The organism is Bartonella sp. AA83SXKL, assembly GCF_042196965.1.
Lineage (GTDB): Bacteria > Pseudomonadota > Alphaproteobacteria > Rhizobiales > Rhizobiaceae > Bartonella.
This window is the reverse complement of record NZ_JBHIRG010000021.1, coordinates 1-21,451: the sequence shown is the minus strand read 5'-3', so window position 1 is coordinate 21,451 and position 21,451 is coordinate 1. Positions and strand designations below refer to the sequence as shown.

Below are 21,451 nucleotides of genomic sequence, written 5' to 3'. Positions count from 1 at the left end.
TTATTTACGCGTCCCTCACTGTAAAAAATATATGGAAAATCAATAAATTATTTTGGATAAAAAAGAGCATGGTGCCCAAAAGAGGACTCGAACCTCCACGCCTTACGGCACAGGTACCTGAAACCTGCGCGTCTACCAATTCCGCCATCTGGGCTTATAAAATTCATCTAAGCGCATGAAGCAACTCTGTCAATAAAATTATAGAATTTATTTTTTCAGCTTAAAACGATAGCATTGAACTTTTAAGGGAGATCATGATTTTAGAAGTTTAAGGTGTGAGGACTGTCTTTGATAAAATTGTTGAATCCGGATTAAATGTGTAAATAATAGGAATGCCGGTCGCTAATTCTTGAGATATAATTTCCTCACCGGAGAGACCTTCAAGCGCCATAATAAGAGCACGAAGAGAATTTCCATGTGCTGCGATCAAAACAGTTTGGGAGCGCAAAATATAAGGCTGGATATGGTAAAGATAATAAGGCCAGATGCGCGCACCGGTATCGCGTAGGCTTTCTCCATTCGGCGGCGCAATCGTATAGGAGCGGCGCCACATTTGCACTTGCTCCTGCCCCCATTGTTGGCGTACTTCATCTTTATTTAAACCAGAAAGATCACCATAATTACGTTCATTTAATGCGGGATTTTTTATCACTTCTAAATCTGATTGTCCCATTTGCTCTAAAATGTGCTGAGCGGTTTTTTGAGCTCGCTGTAAGGCAGATGTATAAGCGATATCAAACCTAAAACCATATTCTTTCAGTTTTTTTCCTGCTGCTATCGCTTCTGCATGACCTTTTTCTGTTAAATCGGGATCTTTCCAACCGGTAAAAAGGTTTTTGAGATTCCATTCACTTTGTCCATGACGAATTAGTGTAAGTATGCGTCCCATTATAAATTGCCTCTATTCTATTGATTGTTTAAAATTTATCGTTCAATCCCAAAACATCGAACATTGAATAAAGACCGCTTTCATGATTTTGTGCCCATAAAGCTGCTTTTAATGCGCCATTGGCAAAGATAGAGCGTTCTTGCGCTGTGTGTGAAAGAACAATGCGCTCATTGGGACCAGCAAAAATGACACTGTGTTCTCCAACAACTGTCCCACCACGTGAACAAGAAAAGCCAATGGTGCCTTTTTTGCGTTTACCTATATGACCATTGCGTTCGTTGACACGCACATTTTTAAGCATAACATTGCGCCCTTCAGCTGCTGCTTGGCCAAGAAGAAGGGCTGTTCCAGAAGGAGCATCAACTTTGTTAGCGTGATGCATTTCATAAACTTCGATATCAAAATCATCGGCTTCTAATGCTTTAGCGGCTTTCTTTACAAGGTTGGCTAAAAGATTTATTCCAAGGCTCATATTCCCGGATTTGACAATAGTTGTATATTTCGCAAAATCTGCAATTTTTTCTTCTTCTGTTTTGCTAAATCCTGTGGTGCCAATAATATGGACAAGGCTTTTTTGAGCAGCGTAGTTAGCATAAAGAATACTGGCTTCTGGTTGTGAAAAATCTAAAATACCTTCTGTATTAGAAAAGGCATTTTCGGGATTGTCAGTGATACTAATCCCAAGAGAATCTGAACCAATTAATGCACTGGCATCTTTTCCTACAAACGGTGAGCCTTTACGTACAAGAACAGCACAAAGCTCTACATCTTTCCTCTGCTGGATTGCTGTAATGAGTTCACGTCCCATTCTTCCATTTGCACCAACAACTGTAAGGCGCATTTTTATCTCCTTATGATACTTTACTGTGCAGTATAGGCAAATTCTTGCCTTCTTTCCAATGGTTCTTTTTCTTTATAGAAATTTTTTTCCTGCTTTAATTTATCTTGTTGTGCTGTAAAACACTGTCGTTTAGAGCAAGTGATATAAGATCTACAAATTTAAATAGAGATGTTTTTCGTTAGAGTGTGTGATAAATATTCTTAAGTAAGGTTTGCTTATAAAACCTAATGAAGATTGTGTATTACTTTACGCTTTTGTTTCTTTCGTTCTTTAAAGGGGAGCGTTCTTCATGCAAAATAAGATCTTCCAAACAAAATAGACCTATATTGTCAATTCATGCGCTTTTCTTAAAGAAATATATTTATCAATTCTTCTAAACTTATTTTATGATAGTGCTCGTGAGTGGTATCACGAGAGAGTATCCATGAATAATATAAAATCTATTTTGCGCCACTATCTTTATGCTTCATGAATAGAGCAAATCAGCATTATCATACGTTTTGTTAGCCTTTAATGTTTTAACAATTCTTGGTACTTAGTCATTTTCACTCATCAATTCCATTTGTGACGCATAAGAAAACGATTATTTATCATTGTATATCAATATGTTATACATAAATAAAATCACGTAAAAAGGAGTAAAAACAAGGGGCTAACAAGAAGTTGGATTGTTTACACACGAGAGTTGGCCGGATTCTTCATCTTTTAGGAAAGTCAGTTGAAAAAATTGTTATGTTGTAAAAAACGCATGATGAGGCTTTGTTTATTATAGAGAAAATAGGATATATATTATGCAATGCGTTTTTTCATATATTGGGAAGAATGGAGTATAACATGCGTTAAGTATTGTTATTTTATTTGCCTAGCTTCCAATGATGCTACAGTTCTTGTATTTAAAGAGAGTCTTTAAAATCCTTTCTTAAGTATTTTTTATCCCTGTGCTGATCTTTTTTGTGACACGATAAGAAAGTGATTTTTGTGATTCAATTATAATGGGTTTTATTCTCTGTTTAATGCGATCATAAATCAATGTATTATTATATTGTTTATACGCATGCATAAAAATTCATAAACCTATAAATATCCTTTAGATAGAATATCACTTTTATTTTTGTTTGTGAGAGAAGGCTAGAAATCAAGATCTGCATAGTGAGCACTTGCAACAATTCCGCGGACGCGATCTGTTAAAAGAGAACGAAAAGAAGGGCGTGATTTAATTCTCATATACCAGTCTTTGGCAGCAGGAGATTGTTCCCAGTCAATTTCCCCTAGAAAGTCAAGTACAGAAATAGAGGCTGCTGCTGCTAGATCTGCATAGGACAAGGCAGAACCGACTAAGCTATCGCGAGAGGCGCAGAGCCAATTGAGATAGTTCATATGTGGTAAAATATTAGCACGTGCATTGCGTAAAATTTGTGAATTAGGAGCACCACCGCCAATGGCAAGTGGCATTTCACGTTTATGGATTCGTTCTCGTACGATATGGCGCGTTGCTTCATTTTCGAATTTATTTAAGAACCAGTCATTGAGACGGCGTACTTCCGCACGATCTAAAGGATTTTCCGGAAAGAGCTTATTTTCTTGTCGTAAACTTCCATGTGTTTCGTCTAAATATTCGCAGATAACAAGAGGACCTGATAATGGAACCTCGTGTTCATCGAGAAAAACAGGAACATGACCAGCGGGATTGAGGGCTAGAAATTCGTGTCTTCTTGCCCATTCATATTCTTCAATCAGTTGAATAGTTACACCATATTCCCCAAGAATGAGGCGTATGAAGCGCGAGGCAGCGGATAGGGGAGAGTGAAAAAGTGTCAGCATAATTTACACTATCAAATAGAGTTGAAGAGAATTCTTTCAAGTAATCATTTTTATAAAGATGCTTGACTAGAAGTACAAGATCATTAGTAGCTGCTAGTAATTATAATTAATAAATTGTTAATGACTAGGAATTGTTCTCTTATGCGATGGTTTGCAAAATGGCAGCACGTAATTCCTCTAAACCGATAGCTTTTTCTGAAGAGGTTACAAGAAGCTCAGGATAAGCTGCTGAGCGTTTAAGAAGCTTTGTTTGTGTGCTCATAATTAATTTTTCCAAGGCATTTGATTTGATTTTATCGCTTTTTGTCAAAACAATGTGATAAGAAACAGCTGCTTTATCAAGGAGAGCAAGAACATCTTCATCATTATTTTTAATTCCGTGCCGTGAATCAATCAAGATATATACACGTTTTAACGTTGTGCGCCCCCGTAAATAGCTAAAAATCAAATTTGTCCACGCATCAACAAGATTTTTAGGAGCAGCAGCAAAACCATAACCAGGCATATCTACTAATGCTAGAGGGGGAAGGTCTCCTAGTTGCCCACTGAATCCATCGGGGACAAAATAATTAAGCTCTTGAGTCCGTCCTGGTGTATTTGAGGTACGTGCTAAGCTTTTTTGTTGGACGAGTGCGTTGATTAAAGATGATTTTCCAACGTTGGAACGTCCTGCAAATGCAATTTCCGGTGGTCCTTCGGGGGGGAGAAAGCGTATTGCTGGTACACCACGAATAAAAATCCAATTACGAGAAAAAATTCCAGAAAGGGAAGAATCTCTTGTCATTCATGCACTTCTTTTTTTGGTGATCTTCTCCAGATGGCTTTCAGATTATCAAAAAGCTCAATTTTAACTCCTTGGCGCTTCATCATGATACCTTGCTGAATAATTGATAATATATTATTCCATGCCCAATAGATGACGAGACCAACAGGGAAAGAGGCGAGCATAAAAGTAAAGACAACAGGCATCCATGTGAATATCATCGCTTGGGTTTGGTCTTGAGGAGCAGGATTCATACGCATTTGTAAAAACATCGTTATTCCCATAATCAAAGGCCATGCACCAATCAGAAGAAATGTTGGCGTTGTATATGGCAAGAGACCAAACAAGTTAAAAAGAGAAGTTGGATCGGGTGCCGCTAAATCTTTAATCCAGCCAAAGAAAGGGGCATGGCGCATTTCAATGGTGATATAGAGAACTTTATAAAGAGCAAAGAATATTGGGAATTGAACCAACATTGGCCAACAACCAGCAAGGGGATTAATTTTTTCGGTTTTATATAGTTCTATTATTGCTTGTTGTTGCTTGGTTCTATCATCGGGATATTTTTCTTTTATTTCTAGCAACCGCGGTTGTAAAAGCTTCATGCGTGCCATAGATTTATAAGATTTATTGGCTAGAGGAAAAAGAAGAGTTTTTAAGAGCACCGTGACAAGAAGGATGGCGATACCAAAATTTCCTGTTTGTTTATAAAGAACATCAATGAGAGAAAACATTGGTTTGGTGATGAAATCAAACCAACCCCAGTCAATTAAAAGAGCAAACTTTTTGATTTTTAGATCATTTTGATAGTTATTAATAATTTCAACTTGTTTTGCACCAGCAAAAAGCCGATTTGTAATAGTTTTTGTTTCATTTGGAGCAATCGTTAAAAGCGATCCTAGCAAGTCAGACTGATAATGCGTTTGCAAACGATCAAAATAAATAAAACGGCTTGTATATTCTTTATTTTGCGGGGGAATAACTGCTACAGCCCAATATTTATCGGTAATACCAATCCAACCTCCTGTTACTTTGGAGAAAGTCATACTTTTCTGCCCATTATCAGGATTCGGGTCAAGCTCTGCTAAGGTTTTATATTTTTCAGTTTTGAGCGAATCTCCTGCAATACCTATCATACCTTCATGAAGTAAATAGGTTGCATTTGTATGTTCTGGTGGTGCTGCACGTGCAACGCGGGCATAGGATGAGAGATATATTGGTTGATCACTTTCATTGCTGATAGAATCTTCAATGGTAAACATGAAATGATCATCAACAGAAAGAATACGCCGGAAGATCTGTCCTTGTCCATTATTATAAATTAAAGTGATGGGTGTTGAAGGAGTCAGGATTGTATTGTTTCCCTCTATTTGCCATTGTGTATCCGATTGTGGCAAAGCTTTTGCTGGTAAAGATGCACTTGCAAAACCAAATTCAGCAAGGTAAGTCGTTTTGAAACCCTTAGGATTCAGCAAATCGATTTCCGGTGATTTTTTATCGACTGTTAAACGATATTTTTTGAGGTGAAGATCATCAAATTGTGCACCAACAAGATTAATAGAGCCTTCCAGTTCATTGGTTTTGATCGCAATACGCTTTGTTTTGGCCAATACAGCTTTCCGGATTTCAGGTGTCATTGGCTGTTCGATGATAGATGTTGCTTGATGCGTTGAGGTATCGTCAGAAAAATTCGTCGTGGTAGTAGAAAGGGTTGATTGTTGTTTTGACAATTGCTGTGCGATGACTTGTTGTTTTTGTAACTTTGCTTGTTTGGGAGCAACATGAAGAAATTGCCATGCGATGAGCACTACGAAAGATAAGCCAATAGCGATAAAGAAATTGCGGTTATATTCCATCCGTACACCCTTGTTGTTGTTGCTGATGTTTTATTTTTGGTTCTATTCGCCGATTTAATTCACTAATTAAGGATGTAAAAGGCGCATGTAACGCATCACGATATGCTACAATGACATAGTCTGTTCCTGCTTCCATGTGGTTTGTTACACCAACTCTTACGGCTTCACGCAAGCGCCTTTTGATACGATTACGTTTCACAGCATTACCGTTTTTACGAGTAACAGTGAATCCTACACGTGCAACAAGAGAATCTTTTCTTTCTGTTGTTTGTTCACGAGATTTAACTTCGAGCAAAAATAAAGGACCACGCCGCTTTTCTCCTGTACGGACAGCCAAAAAGTCTGCTCTTTTGCGAATACGACAGGGATGTTTTTTCTTCATAAAAGAACATTTCGCAATTTCACTAAATGCCTGCAAGCAGGCATTAGAGGTTCATAACAAAAGTTTCACAACAAAGAAATGGTGAGCAATCCTCAACGGTTGTGAAAATTTAAATGGTTAAGCAGAGAGCCGCTTACGTCCACGAGCACGTCTTGCAGCAATAACTTTACGTCCTCCAGCTGTAGCCATGCGTGCACGAAACCCATGGCGGCGTTTACGGACAAGTTTAGAGGGTTGGTAAGTACGTTTCATTTATTTAAATACCGCGGAGTGCGGCCCTTCTTAATCTTCGTTTTATGAGCAGTTATGCGCGAGATGAACGATTTTATCATATCATACGGCTGTTAACCCATAAGGAAAAATATAAAAAAAGTCAATCTTAGATTGTTTTTCTGGCTCTTGAAAGAATACAAAACACCTTATAATTGTCTGTGATACTTTTTTTTACGATACTGTAAGAGTGTCAGAAATAACGATTGAGTCTATAGAAAATAAATGACTAGGGACTTAAAGAATTAAAGAAGATGTGACTGATTATTGTATACTCAATTTAAAGTATCCTTTAATATTAAAAAATTTTTTCAGTTTTTGTTTTTACAAAATTTTTATCAGAACATTCATTAAAGTGGTTGTAGACAAACACGATTGATAGGATTTTATAGCAGATTTTATGTTTGAGATTCTTTATTTAAGGATGGTTTCATATTTTTAAAGAGGAAAGATATAAGTAATTTATACTTTATAATTTTGAGTAAAGTAGAAAATTATCAGGTGATGAACCTGTAAGTATTTTTCGTTCTTATGCTTATATTTGCTGGTATTTTTATAGAGAGGAAAGAACGTGGATTCTATTACAAGTGAGGCTGTCCGCAACGTATTACGTAAAATCAAAGGACCAGATCTTGAAAGTGATATTGTGTCGTTGGGGCTTCTTTCTGAAATATTGATTGCTGATGGTAAGGTTTTTTTTTCCATTACAGTTCCTGATGGAGGTGTGCAAGAATGGGAATCATTGCGTCGTTCTGCTGAAAAGATGGTATGTGCTTTGGAGGGAGTGGAATCTGTTGTTGTCACACTTACAGCAGAAAAAACAACAAAGGCAGCACCTAGACGGAGAGCAAATCTCTTACCGATCAAAATGCCCATAGAAGGTGTGCAGCATGTGATTGCTGTTGCTTCTGGAAAAGGAGGGGTCGGAAAATCGACGATGGCAATAAATATCGCCTTAGCTTTACAAGATTCTGGTTTCAAGACGGGGGTGATGGATGCTGATATTTATGGTCCATCTTTGCCGCGTTTGACAGGACTTGTTAATCAAAAACCACAGCTCATTGGAGAAAAAAAAATTCAACCTCTTGAAAAATTCGGACTTAAATTGATGTCGATGGGATTTTTGGTTGAGGAAGAAAAGCCGGTAGTATGGCGTGGTCCTATGGTTATGGCAGCGGTAACGCAATTGTTACGAGACGTTTTATGGGGACCTCTGGACGTTTTAGTCGTTGATATGCCGCCCGGTACAGGGGATGCACAACTAACGCTTGCACAACAGGTACAATTAACAGGTGCGTTGGTTGTCTCTACGCCCCAAGACCTTGCTTTAGTGGATGCGCGTAAAGCAATAGAAATGTTCATGAAAGTCAATGTTCCTATTTTAGGAATCATTGAGAATATGAGTTATTTTATCGCTCCTGATACGGGAAAACGCTATGATATTTTTGGCTATGGTGGTGCACGGGCAGAAGCGGAACGTCGAGAAGTCCCTTTCTTAGCGGAAATACCGCTTGATGCAGCTTTACGATTTTCTTCAGATGAGGGGATCCCTATTTTTGTTGCTAAGCCTAGTGAAGAGCATACTAAACTGTATCGTAAAATTGTTGATCAAATAAAAAATCAACTTTTTTAAATGGATGTTTGTTTAAGAGAGTTTATTAAAACACAATTATGGAAGACGTAAAAATAGTTGCTTCTTTGTAAGGGGAAGTTTTAATGTGTGAGTGGAGTATATAGGTTAAATAAACAAAAAATTATTCATACGTTTGGGTAACCTGAAGGGGACCCAAATTAGAAGAGATAGAGCCATGAGGTAGAAAAAAATATTGGACTTGAGGCAAAAAGAAGAAGACCGAAAATAAAAATATTTTAGAAAAATTGTAAAAGGTTGTAAAAAATATTTTAAAAATCATTTTTTGATACGAGTTTTCTTGATATAAATCTCAACATTTCTTTTTAGAAGCATTCATTTTTTGCAAAGTAGCCTCAAGAGCTGTTGTTAAAGCATTCCTTCCCCCTTGATGAGAAAAGTAATTTGTCAAAAATTCATTTGTTCCACCCTTTGTTGAAAACTCTTTTTCAAGCAGTGCAAAATCGAGAGATACAGAACGATCCGTTGCTATAGTTTTACGCATTTCATCTGTAAGATTTCCAAACATCATGGTAAGGAATTCTGCTGATTGCTGTTTTTTTAACCCTTGTGTTATAAACCATTGATGGGCAGTTTCTATAAAATTAAAATATACTCCCATAAGTGAACCAGCTGTCATAAAAAGATTAAACTGCTCTTCCTTATCCAGCACCAATGTGCCCCCCAATGCATCAAATAAAGTGCGTAAAAAGGGATGATTGGGATAGATTGGTGTCAAATTTTTGCATTCTGCAACAAAAGGTAATGGAACAGCACGATAAACTTTATGATTAATCCACTTTTCTATTTCTGCTGCTTTTGCCATAGCAAGTACGGAAATAACCAGCTGTTCTGGACGAAAACGAAGAGAGCACAAAACGTCTTCTGCAATTTGGTTGGGCAAGCAAAGAAAAACACAATCACTAACATCGAGCAACGCTTGGTTATTTTCAGCAATCATAACTTTATCATAAGTGCGTGAAAGGCGCTTTGCTGTTTGTGCATTGCGAGGCGAAACAATAATGGAAGAAACATCAAAGTTGCTTTTCATTAAGCCATTCACCATTGAAGCACTGATTGTACCCGTTCCCAAAAAGCCAAGTCTCATTATCTATTTCTCAGTTTCATATTTTAAAAGGAATTTCAATCAACATTTCAGGTGTTTTAACTAACATAAACGCTAATTGAAGAAGCAACACATAACATAGCAAAAATAATCAAGCCCAAATAGATTTTAGGCTTGTCAAAGAGAACGGCAAAAGCAGAAAACCAACCAACAACAGCTGCGGCTAATGCAAATAAAAACCCCGGTTTATTCATAAGCACAATATGCATTGCCATTAAGCCACCAATAATTAGCGCTCCAAAAACAATGAGCAAACCTGTTGCAAACTTTTCATAATCATCCATATTTCGCTCCTTATAGCGCTTAATTATTACACACTTTTTAACGCATATGCACATAAAAACGAAATGTTTTTTATTGAATATGGTTAAAACGGGGGGGGCCGTTTATTGATTAGATGTAAAAAATGCAGGGATATGCTGTGGCCAACGCCAAGGTAAAATTGCAATTAAATCAAAGCGTACAGACAAAAGGGCATAATCTTTTTGCCGTGCGAGCCAAATATCGGCAGCTGCCTCAATTCGCTTTTCATTCATTCGGGAAACCGCTTCCATTGCTTCAGCCAACGTTGAACGTGCTTTAACTTCAACGATTAACACAAGATTTCCGCGTCGTGCAATTAAATCAATTTCTCCACATTTTGTTTTAAAACGCCTTTCGGCAATGTGAAACCCTTTGCAACGTAGCCACCAAGCTGCCAATTTTTCTGCACGAACCCCTCGATAAAAAGACTTTTGTCTGCGTTTTTTTTGTATCATTTTACGCATTTTTTAAAAAGATTAATCGCTGAAAAAGTTCCTGCTTTTTAAAACCGGTTTTTTTTGCAACAAAAGCTGCCGCTTGAGCAGCAGAATGTGTCCGTGCGCGTTCTAATAGCATTTCATCAATTTCTTGATCACTTATCACATTTAAAGAAGAAGATGATTCTCCAACAAGGACAACAATTTCCCCACGAATATGTGCTTGTTTTCTGTAATTTTCTAACAAATTTCCCAAATTGGAAACATCTACTGTTTCAAACTTTTTTGTTAATTCACGACAAATGGCAGCAGGTCGATCAGCCGAAAAAAGAGTGACCATATCCTGTAAAGTTTCAACAAGACGATGCGGTGATTCATAAAAAATCAAAGTTGCTGGAATCTCTTTTAATTGTTCCAACCGTTTTCGGCGCTGTAGCTTTCGTGCACTCAAAAAACCTGCAAAAAAAAAGCTATCAGTAGGAAGCCCTGTCGGTATAAGAGCGGCTAAAAGAGCGGATGCTCCAGGAATAGGAATAATTTTATGACCAGCTTTACGGGACTCTTCCACCAATCGAAATCCAGGATCAGAAATAAGTGGTGTTCCGGCATCTGAAACAAGTGCTACTGTTTTGTTTTCTGCTAAAGCCGCTAAGAGCTTCGGACCCGCTTTTTGCGCATTATATTCATGATAGAGAAAAGGTTTTTTTTGAATACCGTAACGTTCCAACAAAACACGTGTTACTCGCGTATCCTCACACGCTAAAATATCAATTCCTGCAAGTACTTGCAAAGCACGAAGCGTAATATCTGCAAGATTTCCGATAGGTGTTGCCACAAGATAAAGCCCTGATTCTATAACGGGTGCAGAATAAGCATGCGCACCTATAAAATATGCTTTTTCACACATGCTCTTTTCTTTTCATTAAATTCTCCTCACCACAAGATTTTTATCCATACTCATAAGCCATTTTGGCTCATTTTTTACCAGCACATTTTTTATCATTACAAAGGCTTACCTTACTCGAATAATCAATTACACTACAATAAGATAATTTCATATTTAACGTCTTAATTTAACATTATTATCTATTTTGATCCGCGTTATTTTTTCCAGTAAAACAAATTCCAAATGTAACCAATATTCTATCAGCCCCATGATTTTCTATAAAGTTTTTCCTTCGAGAACCAAAAAACAATTTTGCGCATGTTATCATCTCATGCTTGTTTGTGCTCTTTTAAAAGCTAAGCTTTTTAGATTATTTCCATAACGCCGATTTTTCAAATATTCTATTGATATCCAAAATATTTTTCTGAGCAAATGTAAATAACTCCTTTTGAAACACATACAGTTAACTGGCAGCTGACTGTATTGTTATTAATCAAATATAAGCTCTTATCAGAAAAATACTTTATTTTTTCATATTCTCTACAGCTTTAACAGTATACAGTATAATGAGTACCTTAGAAAAGTTTAAGGCTAAATTTTATCTTAAAGATTTGATTTATAATGGAGAATTTATTATTTTGCTTATTGATTAGGAGCTTTAAATATCGTAAAATTATCTTAGTTCTTCTTATAGTCAATTAATCAAAATCATTTTCGTGCATCTTGAAACCTTCTCAAAGCAAAGATTATCGCATCATTGGGGATCGCAGAGAAAATGATGCTATTAGCTTGTGCTTTTTATTTCGTAAATATGGAACTGTTCGTTCACAGGAGTGCGTTATACCTTTTTCGGATAGTGTCGCGAAATAATTGTTTGATATGTGTTGAGAGCTATTCTTAAAAATAAGCCCATGACTGAACAACACAAGTTTGCTTTAATTTTGGATACCTTATTTTTTCTGAAGGATATGCTCCCATAAAAAAACGTAAGTAATAAAAGCGGGGACAATACGTTATCTCTTCTTTTTAGAGGATATTGTGATGCTTTTGAAAGTTTTAAAACCGAATGGACAGATGATAGTAAAGAGAAAAATAGTTTTTTTTCCTTTCAGATTTCATATTCTTGCTAAATGAAGCTGTATTTTCGTTTCAGAGATTACTCAAATAGAATATGCAATATTTTTGCTCTAGCTACAAAAGCTGGAACGGCGTGCAGAGCTTTCATTCACCTTAATCTTTCTTTTAAATATACCACTTGTGTTCAATTTGGATGTTGATTTACAAGCAATAGCGAAAGCACAAGCTTTAAAAAAACAACTCTATAAAACGCGTCATAGAGTGGTCATGAAAGCTATTTTGTTTTTTATCAGGTGTTTTGCTAATAGCGATAGTCTCCATGGCTTGGCATCTGCTTATTCTTACGGTATTTGTACACATTCATTACAGTATATTGGTAAAGGTTAGATGCAAGGCGATTATCCTTGATGCAAAAATAAAAGGTTAATGTGAGATTAAAGATTTTTTCGTGTCATTATCAGTAGAAACATTATAAAGGGCTTGAACAAGCATGCTCTTTATCTCTTTATCTCACAATGTTTTTTCTACATTCATTCGTGGTTTTTCTTGAGTGAGCATTACTTGGCAAGTGTAGGAGAAAAAATAAACTTGAATTGTACCTCCGTAGGTTTTGCTCTTGGCTAGTTAAAACGATTGATGTTTCTTATGAGAGGGCTAAAAGCATTTTGGATCATATGGGAGAGGGGGTAAAGTAGAACAGGCTTATTTTCCTTCAGGTTTTCGAGAACCGCGGCTGTTCCTTTATCGCAGAATTGTCATGAATATATTCATTATTGTTTTGTCATTTAAATAAAAAAATTTTGATAAAAATATGTTATGTTTTTCTATTGAAAAAAGTCATGCGGTAGGGAGAGTATTTTATATGAGAATAGAGTTCTTTTTACATTGTGAAAGAACGTATGCAGGAAGATAATTGATAGATTTCTGATCTGAGGGAAATATTTTTATCCATTGCGTTTTGTATATTTCAATTTTAGGAGAATGAACGATGATTATACATTGGAAAATTACATATTGGGATAGAAGGGGCCCTCATTGCCTTGCGGACAGATCCAAGTGATATTTTGGTTTGGGTCTTTGATGTCACACGTTTTACAATGTATACAATTTGAAGCGTTGATCACATAAGTCAGATGATCATTATACTCTAGCCACTCGTAGACAGCGGCGGGGCAATAGTTTGTGGAAGGTCCTCCGTAGATTGCATATTCAGAGTCCTTTTGCTTTTTTAATGAGGCTATTTTTAAATGGCAAGGTTGATTTTCTTCATGATGCGTATTGGAAAGGGCAACACTTGAAAGGCGATCAAAGGTTATAACGCCATCTGGTTTTGGGTAAGCAATGGGTTGAAATTTTTCTGCTGATTCAAGGCATGCATAATCTTCCTTTCCATGGGAGAGTGTTTTAAATAAGGAAAATCCGAACAGTTGTTGCCACCACATATCAAAACCGGCAAGTTTAATTCCATATTTTGTCCCATATTTTGCCCAGAGCGGTTTGGCATTTCGCACTTTATAAAGATCTTTGCCAATGAGCCCTTTTCGCCATTGTTCTTCGATTTCTTTAACCTCATCATGGGCACGCCCTTGTGCAAGAGCGGTAGCGATTTTATCGGCAGCTAATATGCCAGATAAGATGGCATTGTGTGATCCTTTGATACGAGGAACATTGACAAATCCAGCAGAGCAGCCAATAAGTGCCCCACCAGGAAAGGTGAGTTTTGGTACAGATTGCCAACCTCCTTCGCTGATAACACGTGCACCATAGGAAAGACGCTTTGCACCTTTAAAGATTTTATAGAGTTTTGGATGTGTTTTAAAACGTTGAAATTCTTCAAAGGGAGAAAGATAAGGATTTTTATAATCTAAGTGCACAACAAAACCGACAGAAATGATATTGTTTTCTTGGTGATAAATAAAGCCACCGCCACCGGTATTATTGTCTAAGGGCCAACCCGTGAAATGTTGCACTAAACCGCGTTGGTGTTTGTTGGGATCAATTTCCCAGAGCTCTTTGAGACCAAGACCAAATTTTTGTGGTTCACGATTTTTGCTAAGGTTGAAATGTTGTATCAGTTGTTTTGCAATTGAGCCGCGTGCTCCTTCCGCAATTAAAGTATATTTTGCCAATAAAGCCATACCAGGCATATAATTTTTTCCAGGAGTTCCATCTTTGTTAAGCCCCATATCTCCGGTGAGAACACCAATAATAGCTCCGTTATCTTTTTGGATGATGGGTTCTGTTGCTGCGAAACCAGGATAGATTTCAACACCCAATGCTTCAGCTTTTTTGCTTAACCAGCGGCAAACGTTTCCAAGCGAAACGATATAACACCCGTCATTTGATAAGATTTTGGGATGCAGAATATTAGGAAATATTGTAGCCTTTTGAGGCTTTAGAAAAAAAAATTGGTCACGGGTAACAGGGGTCGTGAAGGGATGATCATTGTCATTTCGCCATTCTGATAAGAGTGTATCGATACCAATGGGGTCAACAACTGCGCCAGAGAGAATATGTGCACCAACTTCGGTCCCTTTTTCAACAATTGTGACAGAAAGCTCAGGATTAATTTGTTTAAAACGAATTGCGGCAGAAAGCCCTGCAGGTCCTGCTCCGACAATGACTATGTCAAACTCCATACTTTCACGTTGGTCATGCAGAGGTGCTTTCATGGCTTATAAAGCTTTCTCCAATTCTGGAATAATTTGGTGGAGATCACCTACAAGGGTGTAATCGGCAATTTGCATGATGGGAGCTTCTTCATCTTTATTAATGGCAACAATAATTTGTGCATCCATTATACCGGCTAAATGCTGGATTGCACCGGAAATGCCAACGGCGATATAGAGTTCAGGGGCAACGACTTTTCCTGTTTGTCCAATTTGCCAATCATTGGGAGCATAGCCTGCATCCACTGCTGCGCGGCTGGCACCTAAAGCAGCATTTAATTTGTTTGCAAGAGGAAGAAGCAGGGACATAAATTTCTCTTGAGAACCAAGACCACGCCCGCCTGATATAATAACACGTGCTGAGGTGAGATCAGGACGATCACTTTTGTTTGTCTCTGCTTTTACGAAAGAAGAAAGATTTGGATTGGGAGCTGGTGTTATTGTTTTAATGGGAGCAGAATTATTTTGGGAAGGCGTTGGGGTGAAAGAAGCGGTGCGAACTGTTATAATCTTTTTATAATCATTGGTGCGTACAGTTTCAAATGCATTGCCTGCATAAATTGGTCGTTTGAAGGTATTGGGTGAAAGAATGGCGGTAATATCTGAAATTTGCATAAGATCAAGAAGAGCTGCTACACGCGGCATCACATTTTTCCCAGTACTGCTGGATGCTGCCATGATCACATCATAATCCTTTGCTAACATGAGAATTGTATCTGCCATAGGCTCGGCAAGTTGATGGGCTAAATAGTCTGCTTTTGCAATAAGAACTTGCCGCACACCATTAAGTTTAGCACTATTTTCCGCTATCGTTTGAATTTTTTCTCCGCAAACCAGAATATCGATATCATTACTGAGTACGCGTGCAGCGGTGAGTACTTTTGCTGTTTCTTCTGTATTATGATCGGCCAATAAAAGAATTGCCATAAGTTTTTGCCCTTTTATGTGAGTGTTGCTTTTACTCTAGTGGTGAGAATATTAAATGCAGTTCTTCTGTTTTAAGGCTCTGACAAGTTCTACTACATTTGCCACTTTTATACCGGATTGACGGGGTTTTGGCTCTTCAACGCTTAAAATTGTTAAGCGTGCTTTCGTATCGACGCCAAGATCAGTAAGAGATTTTTGTTCAATATTTTTCTTTTTTGCTTTCATGATATTGGGGAGAGAGGTGTAACGCGGTTCATTGAGCCGTAGATCGGCGGTCATAACCATGGGAAGGGGAAGACAAAGGGTTTGTGTTCCATTATCAACTTCACGAGTAACTGTAGCATGCCCATTTTCTATGTTAAGATGTGAGGAAAAAGTTGCTTGTCCCCACCCAAGAAGAGCAGCGAGCATTTGTCCTGTTTGGTTGCTATCGTCATCAATTGCTTGTTTTCCTAAAAAGACCATGTCGGGTTTTTCTTCATCAACAATGGTTTTGAGAATCTTAGCAATTGCTAAGGGTTCAAGTGTTTGATCCGTTGTGACAAGAAGTGCGCGATCAGCTCCCATTGCAAGTCCTGTTCGTAGAGTTTCTTGAGCTGCTTCTGGGCCAATTGAAACAAGAAGAACTTCTGAAATTTTACCGGATTCTTTTTGGCGAATGGCCTCCTCCACGGCTATCTCATCAAAAGGATTCATAGACATTTTTACGTGAGACAGATCAACGCCTGTACTATCGGGTTTGACGCGTATCTTGATGTTATAATCAACAACACGTTTGACAGCGACAATTATCTTCATAATGATCCTCTTTGTTTGTATGTTACAAGTTTATAGCAATACTCATAAGAAACCAAATTGTTTAGAATGAAGTCTCAATTTATAACTTGTGTTCTCTTTCGTATAAGCTTTTTTATGTTTACTTGTACTTTCTCGTCGTCATTTTCAATCTTCATATTTTTGCATTGCCATAATTGCCTTATTTGCTTGAATAAAAAGTAAAAAATCAATCTGTCTTGTGAGAATATTCTTTTTTAGCTTCTTATGCTTTGTTTATGATGGTGCAATAGGTCCTTTATGCAATGAAAAATTAAGTGAAAAAGATAAAAATGGGGGGAATGATTTTGCTCTTCAAATCTTGAAGACAGAAAAATCAAAGATCTTTCTTTCAAATATTTTGGATAAAAATTGGGGAAAATATTTCTAATACAAAAGTTTTTGGGAGTTCTTAAAGCTCTATTTACTAAAATAGAGCACACTTTCTCATCATTTGTTGCGATTCTTTTCAAAAAGGTTAATGAGGGGTAGGCGTTTGTGAATACGAAGGGTCATACGATCGACCAGGCGACCAAACAGGTTAGGAACGATAAAGTCTTTTCTTTTGTTGAACAGAAAGAGAGAATGGATACTTCTGTAGAAGTAACGATGTCGGATATTGCTCAAAAATTACGCACCGTTTATGCGCAAATGCAAATGAAGCATTCGCCCCGTTCTTTAATGCAGCAGAGTTCTGTAGAAGAGCATTTTAAATCTTACTTAGATGATATTAGTCGGGCCATTTTGGCTGAACATTATATACGTCGTCAAAGAGAAAAAAAGCTTTTCCAGTTTTTAGAGCAGATTAAAACAATTGTTCAAAGTTTGCAGAGTGAAAAAAAAAGCTTAGAAGAAGCAGCGGTAACACGACGGGTGTCTCGTTCAAAATCACCTGATTCTGTTGTACAAAAACTTGCTCACATGGAATGTGAGGGAAATCAAGAACACTTATTACTTCAAAAGGTGCAAAATTTTTCGAAAGAAAACAGCATAATTTCACTCCAAACAAATGTTGAAAATACGTTGCAGCAAGAAAATAGAAGCCCTTTGCCCAGTGATGCTCTGAAATCTTCTTTTAAAAAGGCTGAGGGAGTAGTGAAGCATGCTGTGATAGAAGAAAAGGGGATGATGGGTGCTCAGGCATCTAATCATTGTATTGAGAATGATTTTTCTTCTTTAAGGATGCAGTCTCGGGAACATGTCTCGTTTTTATCTTATTTGGTAAAAAAAGGTATTCTTTGTTTTTTAACCGTTGCATTTGTGGTAGCGATAACGTTATGTTTTTATAGCTTTTTAAAAGGAGCTCGTTTTTTTTATTTTTTATGATGTTGATGTTAATATATGTGAAATGTATTGCGCATTCGTGTTTGTGCGGAAGCTATAGAAACTAAAATTATCCTTTAAACACGCAACAGAGATTATTGGAAAAGAGGATAATTGGAGAAGGATTCTCTAATTGTTAAAAAAACCTCAAATTATCTTGAAGGTTCTGTAAGTGAGTATTTATTTACCAATTGCTGAAATGTCACTCAATATGCTGATCTTGATTGGTATGGGAGTCGTTGCTGGTTTTTTTTCAGGCCTTTTTGGAATCGGTGGTGGGTTTCTCATCACGCCGTTATTGATTTTTTATAATATTCCTCCTGCTATTGCTGTTGGAACAGGTGCCAACCAGATGATTGCGTCATCTGTAACAGGAGCAATTACACATTTTAGAAGACGTACACTCGATATTAAACTTGGTATTCTTTTGGCGCTTGGAGGAGGGATTGGTTCTTTGATCGGGATTCAGGTTTTCTCTGTTTTGAAAAAGTTAGGTCAATTAGACTTAATGATTTCGCTTCTTTATGTGATTCTTCTTGGAAGTGTAGGAAGCTTGATGATCGTTGAAAGTTGGTATGATATGATGCGCAAGCGTAAGGCAGGAAAAGCCAATATTCGTCTTGCTGGTCGACATAACTGGATTCATCGCTTACCCTTAAAAATGCGTTTTCGGACATCTATGATATATGTTAGCATTATTCCAGTTTTAGGGATTGGTCTCATTGTGGGGTTGTTGTCTTCTATTATGGGAATTGGTGGGGGGTTCTTTATGATACCAGCATTGATTTATCTTCTGCGTGTTCCAACCAGTGTGGTGATTGGGACTTCACTTTTTCAGATTACATTTGTGTCTTCTTTCACGACAGTTTTGCAAAGTATGACTAATCAGTCCGTTGATATTGTCTTGGCTTTTTTGTTAATGCTTGGAGGAAGTATTGGTGCGCAATATGGAACACGGGTTGGACGGAAGTTAAAGGCTGAACAATTGCGTATGGCGCTTGCATTTTTAGTGTTGATTGTGTGTATGCGTCTTGCTTTTCAATTATTTATACGCCCTGATAATCTTTTCTCTCTGGATATTCTTATGAGATAAAAATGGGTAGATTGTTTTCTTTATACATCATTGCAGGTTGCTTTTGTTTTATTTCTTTTTCTACATGGTCACATGTTGGGACGCCAGCTACATTCATTGATCAAGTTGACCACGAAACTGTCCAAATTATTGTAACAACGAATACGATTACTGTGGATGCAAATTTTGCTGGTCGTGATCTTTATATTGCTGGTGTTTTGGAAAATATTGATCCATTATATTCTCGACAGAACCGTTACGATATTGTTGTAAGCTTGGAGGGACAAGATCGGACAATGGTGATGCGAGAAAAAAAACGCAATGCCGGTGTATGGGTCAATACAGATTCTCTTATTTTTAAAAAGGTTCCTCTTTTTTACTCTATGGTCACAACACGTGAAATTGGCGATATTACGAGCATTGAAGATTATAAACGCTTAGGGTTAGGATTACTCTATTTGCCATTGCAGACGGATGAACAAGATCAGAAAAAAATACAAACCTTTCGCGATGAACTTATAAAATTGCAAAAAGCTAAAAGCCTTTATTATGAGGAAGTGGGTGGGGTTCGTTTTGGTTCTGACACACTTTTCACAGCGCATTTTCGTTTGCCAGCAAATATCCCAGTTGGACATTATAAAGTTCGCGCTTATCTTTTTCGTGATGGACAGTTTATTGATAGTGCAACAACGACTCTTGAAATTGTTAAAGCACATATCACTTATACAATTTTTTATGCAGCGCACAAGTATCGTTTTTTATATGGTATTGTTGCAGTGATTATTGCTATTACTACAGGATTTTTGTGTCGTTTGATTTTTCGAAAAGATTAACGCAAGGAAAATGTTAAGGCTTTTATTTTTTATGAAAAATTCGTAAGATAAGAAAAATAGGTACAACAACAATAGCTCCCGTCATAGTTATATGAAAGAAATTTGTAAGCGTTATAAATCCTGCTTCCCATAGTGATTGAAAAAAATCTACTATTCTTTGTATGAGGTTTCGAGGTGTCCATCCCAAAAAATTCATTACGATGCCAATGAAGAATGAAAGGATAAGCAATTTTAGACTAACGCGGCTTAATTTTTCTCTAAGAAACGCATGAAAAGAATTTAATAATTTTTTTTTTCGCTTCATTCTAAGATACTTTCGAAGATCGTGTTTTTTATTGTATTATCATAGTACAACGATGTTATTATCATAAAGGAAAAACATTTTTTTATTTTTTCTTACTTTTTTGAGTTTATCACCTTAGTCTGGTTAACGGTGCTGGTTTTTGAAATATACACATGTTTTATTGCATTTTTTGCGATATTTTCATGGCGCTTCTTTTATTAAATGAAGGGATATCCTTTCGTCTCTGAGAATTTGTAGAGAAATTTTATAACGTTTCAGCATTTCTTATCAGAGTGAGAGTTCTAGTATATTGAAGATTTTGTCACGAACTTATTATTGTCGTGTATAGAAATAATATTTCAAGACAGTTTACTTAAAAAAAGACTATCTATTCTAATAAGGGTATGCTTATATAGGTATTATATTTAGATATTTCAACCTTAGTGCATTGAAAAGCTCTTTTTTTCTGAAAAAATGTAAGCAATGAATTGAGTGTTGTTAAAGGAGCAAAGATATTAAAAATACGATGTGGAAAAAAGTTTTGTTATGTGCGGGTGCGTAAAGGAATATCGGGGGAGACCATGCTCCTTTTATTTAGAAATAAAATATAATTTAAAAGCTGTTATTTGGCAGAGGATTATGGAAAAATTCAAAATTCCTCTTGTAGGGGGAGGAGGTCATGTCGGTTGATGGGTGAATTTTCCTGTTTTGTTAAAATGTCAAATTGTTATTAGAGCTCTTTGTTATTAAGGCGCTTAAGCTAACAAGGAAGAGTCTTTTGATAGCATAAAAAGGCGAGAGGAAAGAAGAGACAAGCTTACCCGACAAAAGAGAGAAAATAGTGGTTTTATAGTCTTCAATTGTAGGCGTTATGACATCATGAATAGGTTCTGTTATGGGGGAGCATTCATTGTATGTCAGAGTGTTTGTTGTTGCATGTTTTGGTTTGTCTTGGCTTATAGGTGTGGGTAGAAGTCCGTGGTTGGTAAGTGGTGTTGTTTGAAGGTTTTAATAATACTTTGTTTGAGGCGCTTATGGGTCATCTAACCTTATTATTAAGCATGTGCTTGTTGTGTGGGAAATTTATATAGTAAACTTTAAAAGGAAAAGTCTATGAACTTGAAGAAAAAAATATTACAAAATAGCAGCTCTCTTGTTTCTGCTTTTATAGCTTTGGCGATGGTTGCACAACAAGCTTCAGCAAAAACACCGGCTGATACCCTTGTGATGGCTTGGAATCTTGATGCAAT

20 protein-coding genes and 1 tRNA gene are annotated in these 21,451 nt (G+C 36.9%); 5 read left to right on the top strand and 16 right to left on the bottom strand.

Annotation, left to right across the window (positions count from 1 at the left end):
* Window positions 1–69 precede the first annotated feature (69 nt).
* From ACFINO_RS07915 to rpmH, 8 genes are all read right to left on the bottom strand, one after another.
* Window positions 70–154, bottom strand: a tRNA-Leu gene (locus tag ACFINO_RS07915).
* A 114-nt stretch (window positions 155–268) separates the two neighbouring features.
* Complete coding sequence (locus tag ACFINO_RS07910; RefSeq protein ID WP_375655385.1) at window positions 269–889, bottom strand: 2,3-bisphosphoglycerate-dependent phosphoglycerate mutase; 621 nt, start codon at window positions 887–889, stop codon at window positions 269–271.
* A gap of 28 nt (window positions 890–917) precedes the next feature.
* Complete coding sequence (gene dapB / locus ACFINO_RS07905; RefSeq protein WP_375633245.1) at window positions 918–1,730, bottom strand: 4-hydroxy-tetrahydrodipicolinate reductase; 813 nt, start codon at window positions 1,728–1,730, stop codon at window positions 918–920.
* 1,128 nt (window positions 1,731–2,858) lie between these two features.
* Window positions 2,859–3,551, bottom strand: coding sequence for a glutathione S-transferase family protein (locus ACFINO_RS07900; RefSeq protein ID WP_375633244.1), 693 nt, complete (start codon window positions 3,549–3,551; stop codon window positions 2,859–2,861).
* 139 nt (window positions 3,552–3,690) lie between these two features.
* Window positions 3,691–4,335, bottom strand: coding sequence for a ribosome biogenesis GTP-binding protein YihA/YsxC (gene yihA / locus ACFINO_RS07895; RefSeq protein ID WP_375633243.1), 645 nt, complete (start codon window positions 4,333–4,335; stop codon window positions 3,691–3,693).
* Window positions 4,332–6,170, bottom strand: coding sequence for a membrane protein insertase YidC (gene yidC / locus ACFINO_RS07890; protein WP_375634923.1), 1,839 nt, complete (start codon window positions 6,168–6,170; stop codon window positions 4,332–4,334). The genes yihA and yidC overlap by 4 nt, the downstream gene beginning before the upstream one ends.
* A complete protein-coding gene (gene rnpA, locus ACFINO_RS07885; RefSeq protein ID WP_375655384.1) occupies window positions 6,160–6,552 on the bottom strand; it encodes a ribonuclease P protein component in 393 nt (130 codons plus the stop codon). Before rnpA ends, yidC begins: the two co-directional genes overlap by 11 nt.
* A gap of 117 nt (window positions 6,553–6,669) precedes the next feature.
* Complete coding sequence (gene rpmH / locus ACFINO_RS07880; RefSeq protein WP_005864709.1) at window positions 6,670–6,804, bottom strand: 50S ribosomal protein L34; 135 nt, start codon at window positions 6,802–6,804, stop codon at window positions 6,670–6,672.
* A 589-nt stretch (window positions 6,805–7,393) separates the two neighbouring features.
* On the opposite strand from rpmH, the gene ACFINO_RS07875 reads away from it, so the two are divergent.
* The gene (locus ACFINO_RS07875; RefSeq protein WP_375633241.1) at window positions 7,394–8,455 is read left to right on the top strand and encodes an Mrp/NBP35 family ATP-binding protein; all 1,062 of its coding nucleotides are present in this window, start codon (window positions 7,394–7,396) and stop codon (window positions 8,453–8,455) included.
* 310 nt (window positions 8,456–8,765) lie between these two features.
* On the opposite strand, the gene ACFINO_RS07870 is transcribed toward ACFINO_RS07875, so the two are convergent.
* The 4 genes from ACFINO_RS07870 to rsmI form a co-directional block, all read right to left on the bottom strand.
* On the bottom strand, window positions 8,766–9,560 hold the full coding sequence (locus ACFINO_RS07870) for a pyrroline-5-carboxylate reductase (protein ID WP_375655383.1): 795 nt from the start codon (window positions 9,558–9,560) through the stop codon (window positions 8,766–8,768).
* Between the two features lie 56 nt (window positions 9,561–9,616).
* Complete coding sequence (locus tag ACFINO_RS07865; protein ID WP_330168884.1) at window positions 9,617–9,862, bottom strand: hypothetical protein; 246 nt, start codon at window positions 9,860–9,862, stop codon at window positions 9,617–9,619.
* A gap of 102 nt (window positions 9,863–9,964) precedes the next feature.
* Complete coding sequence (locus ACFINO_RS07860) at window positions 9,965–10,333, bottom strand: YraN family protein (RefSeq protein ID WP_375655386.1); 369 nt, start codon at window positions 10,331–10,333, stop codon at window positions 9,965–9,967.
* Window positions 10,334–10,337: 4 nt separating this feature from the next.
* Entirely contained in the window at window positions 10,338–11,225 is an 888-nt protein-coding gene (gene rsmI / locus ACFINO_RS07855) for a 16S rRNA (cytidine(1402)-2'-O)-methyltransferase (protein ID WP_375633239.1), read from the bottom strand.
* 1,245 nt (window positions 11,226–12,470) lie between these two features.
* On the opposite strand from rsmI, the gene ACFINO_RS07850 reads away from it, so the two are divergent.
* Window positions 12,471–12,668: a hypothetical protein gene (locus ACFINO_RS07850; protein ID WP_375655382.1), complete on the top strand. Its 198-nt coding sequence runs from the start codon at window positions 12,471–12,473 to the stop codon at window positions 12,666–12,668.
* Between the two features lie 620 nt (window positions 12,669–13,288).
* Here ACFINO_RS07850 and ACFINO_RS07845 read toward each other — a convergent pair.
* Genes ACFINO_RS07845 through ACFINO_RS07835 form a run of 3 tightly spaced genes read right to left on the bottom strand, consistent with a single transcriptional unit; the run spans window position 13,289 to window position 16,675 of the window.
* Entirely contained in the window at window positions 13,289–14,953 is a 1,665-nt protein-coding gene (locus ACFINO_RS07845; RefSeq protein ID WP_375655381.1) for a 4Fe-4S dicluster domain-containing protein, read from the bottom strand.
* A gap of 3 nt (window positions 14,954–14,956) precedes the next feature.
* Window positions 14,957–15,877, bottom strand: a complete 921-nt coding sequence (locus ACFINO_RS07840; protein ID WP_375634916.1) for an electron transfer flavoprotein subunit alpha/FixB family protein — start codon at window positions 15,875–15,877, stop codon at window positions 14,957–14,959.
* Between the two features lie 51 nt (window positions 15,878–15,928).
* Window positions 15,929–16,675: an electron transfer flavoprotein subunit beta/FixA family protein gene (locus tag ACFINO_RS07835; RefSeq protein ID WP_375655380.1), complete on the bottom strand. Its 747-nt coding sequence runs from the start codon at window positions 16,673–16,675 to the stop codon at window positions 15,929–15,931.
* Between the two features lie 513 nt (window positions 16,676–17,188).
* Here ACFINO_RS07835 and ACFINO_RS07830 point away from each other — a divergent pair.
* The 3 genes from ACFINO_RS07830 to ACFINO_RS07820 all read left to right on the top strand — a co-directional run bounded on the left by ACFINO_RS07830 (window position 17,189) and on the right by ACFINO_RS07820 (window position 19,918).
* Window positions 17,189–18,016, top strand: a complete 828-nt coding sequence (locus ACFINO_RS07830; RefSeq protein WP_375655379.1) for a hypothetical protein — start codon at window positions 17,189–17,191, stop codon at window positions 18,014–18,016.
* A 169-nt stretch (window positions 18,017–18,185) separates the two neighbouring features.
* Window positions 18,186–19,106, top strand: coding sequence for a sulfite exporter TauE/SafE family protein (locus ACFINO_RS07825; RefSeq protein ID WP_375634912.1), 921 nt, complete (start codon window positions 18,186–18,188; stop codon window positions 19,104–19,106).
* Window positions 19,107–19,108: 2 nt separating this feature from the next.
* Complete coding sequence (locus ACFINO_RS07820; RefSeq protein ID WP_375633234.1) at window positions 19,109–19,918, top strand: TIGR02186 family protein; 810 nt, start codon at window positions 19,109–19,111, stop codon at window positions 19,916–19,918.
* Window positions 19,919–19,940: 22 nt separating this feature from the next.
* Here ACFINO_RS07820 and ACFINO_RS07815 read toward each other — a convergent pair whose 3' ends face one another.
* The gene (locus tag ACFINO_RS07815; protein ID WP_375655378.1) at window positions 19,941–20,222 is read right to left on the bottom strand and encodes a DUF6460 domain-containing protein; all 282 of its coding nucleotides are present in this window, start codon (window positions 20,220–20,222) and stop codon (window positions 19,941–19,943) included.
* Between the last annotated feature and the right edge of the window lie 1,229 nt (window positions 20,223–21,451).

Excerpts from the sequence above, each read along its gene's own strand:
- ACFINO_RS07870 (WP_375655383.1), bottom strand. The coding sequence starts at position 9,560 with ATGAGACTTGGCTTTTTGGGAACGGGTACAATCAGTGCTTCAATGGTG.
- rpmH (WP_005864709.1), bottom strand. The coding sequence starts at position 6,804 with ATGAAACGTACTTACCAACCCTCTAAACTTGTCCGTAAACGCCGCCAT.
- ACFINO_RS07865 (WP_330168884.1), bottom strand. The coding sequence starts at position 9,862 with ATGGATGATTATGAAAAGTTTGCAACAGGTTTGCTCATTGTTTTTGGA.
- ACFINO_RS07835 (WP_375655380.1), bottom strand. The coding sequence starts at position 16,675 with ATGAAGATAATTGTCGCTGTCAAACGTGTTGTTGATTATAACATCAAG.
- dapB (WP_375633245.1), bottom strand. The coding sequence starts at position 1,730 with ATGCGCCTTACAGTTGTTGGTGCAAATGGAAGAATGGGACGTGAACTC.
- ACFINO_RS07840 (WP_375634916.1), bottom strand. The coding sequence starts at position 15,877 with ATGGCAATTCTTTTATTGGCCGATCATAATACAGAAGAAACAGCAAAA.
- yihA (WP_375633243.1), bottom strand. The coding sequence starts at position 4,335 with ATGACAAGAGATTCTTCCCTTTCTGGAATTTTTTCTCGTAATTGGATT.
- ACFINO_RS07845 (WP_375655381.1), bottom strand. The coding sequence starts at position 14,953 with ATGAAAGCACCTCTGCATGACCAACGTGAAAGTATGGAGTTTGACATA.
- rnpA (WP_375655384.1), bottom strand. The coding sequence starts at position 6,552 with ATGAAGAAAAAACATCCCTGTCGTATTCGCAAAAGAGCAGACTTTTTG.
- ACFINO_RS07820 (WP_375633234.1), top strand. The coding sequence starts at position 19,109 with ATGGGTAGATTGTTTTCTTTATACATCATTGCAGGTTGCTTTTGTTTT.
- ACFINO_RS07815 (WP_375655378.1), bottom strand. The coding sequence starts at position 20,222 with ATGAAGCGAAAAAAAAAATTATTAAATTCTTTTCATGCGTTTCTTAGA.
- yidC (WP_375634923.1), bottom strand. The coding sequence starts at position 6,170 with ATGGAATATAACCGCAATTTCTTTATCGCTATTGGCTTATCTTTCGTA.
- rsmI (WP_375633239.1), bottom strand. The coding sequence starts at position 11,225 with ATGTGTGAAAAAGCATATTTTATAGGTGCGCATGCTTATTCTGCACCC.
- ACFINO_RS07910 (WP_375655385.1), bottom strand. The coding sequence starts at position 889 with ATGGGACGCATACTTACACTAATTCGTCATGGACAAAGTGAATGGAAT.
- ACFINO_RS07900 (WP_375633244.1), bottom strand. The coding sequence starts at position 3,551 with ATGCTGACACTTTTTCACTCTCCCCTATCCGCTGCCTCGCGCTTCATA.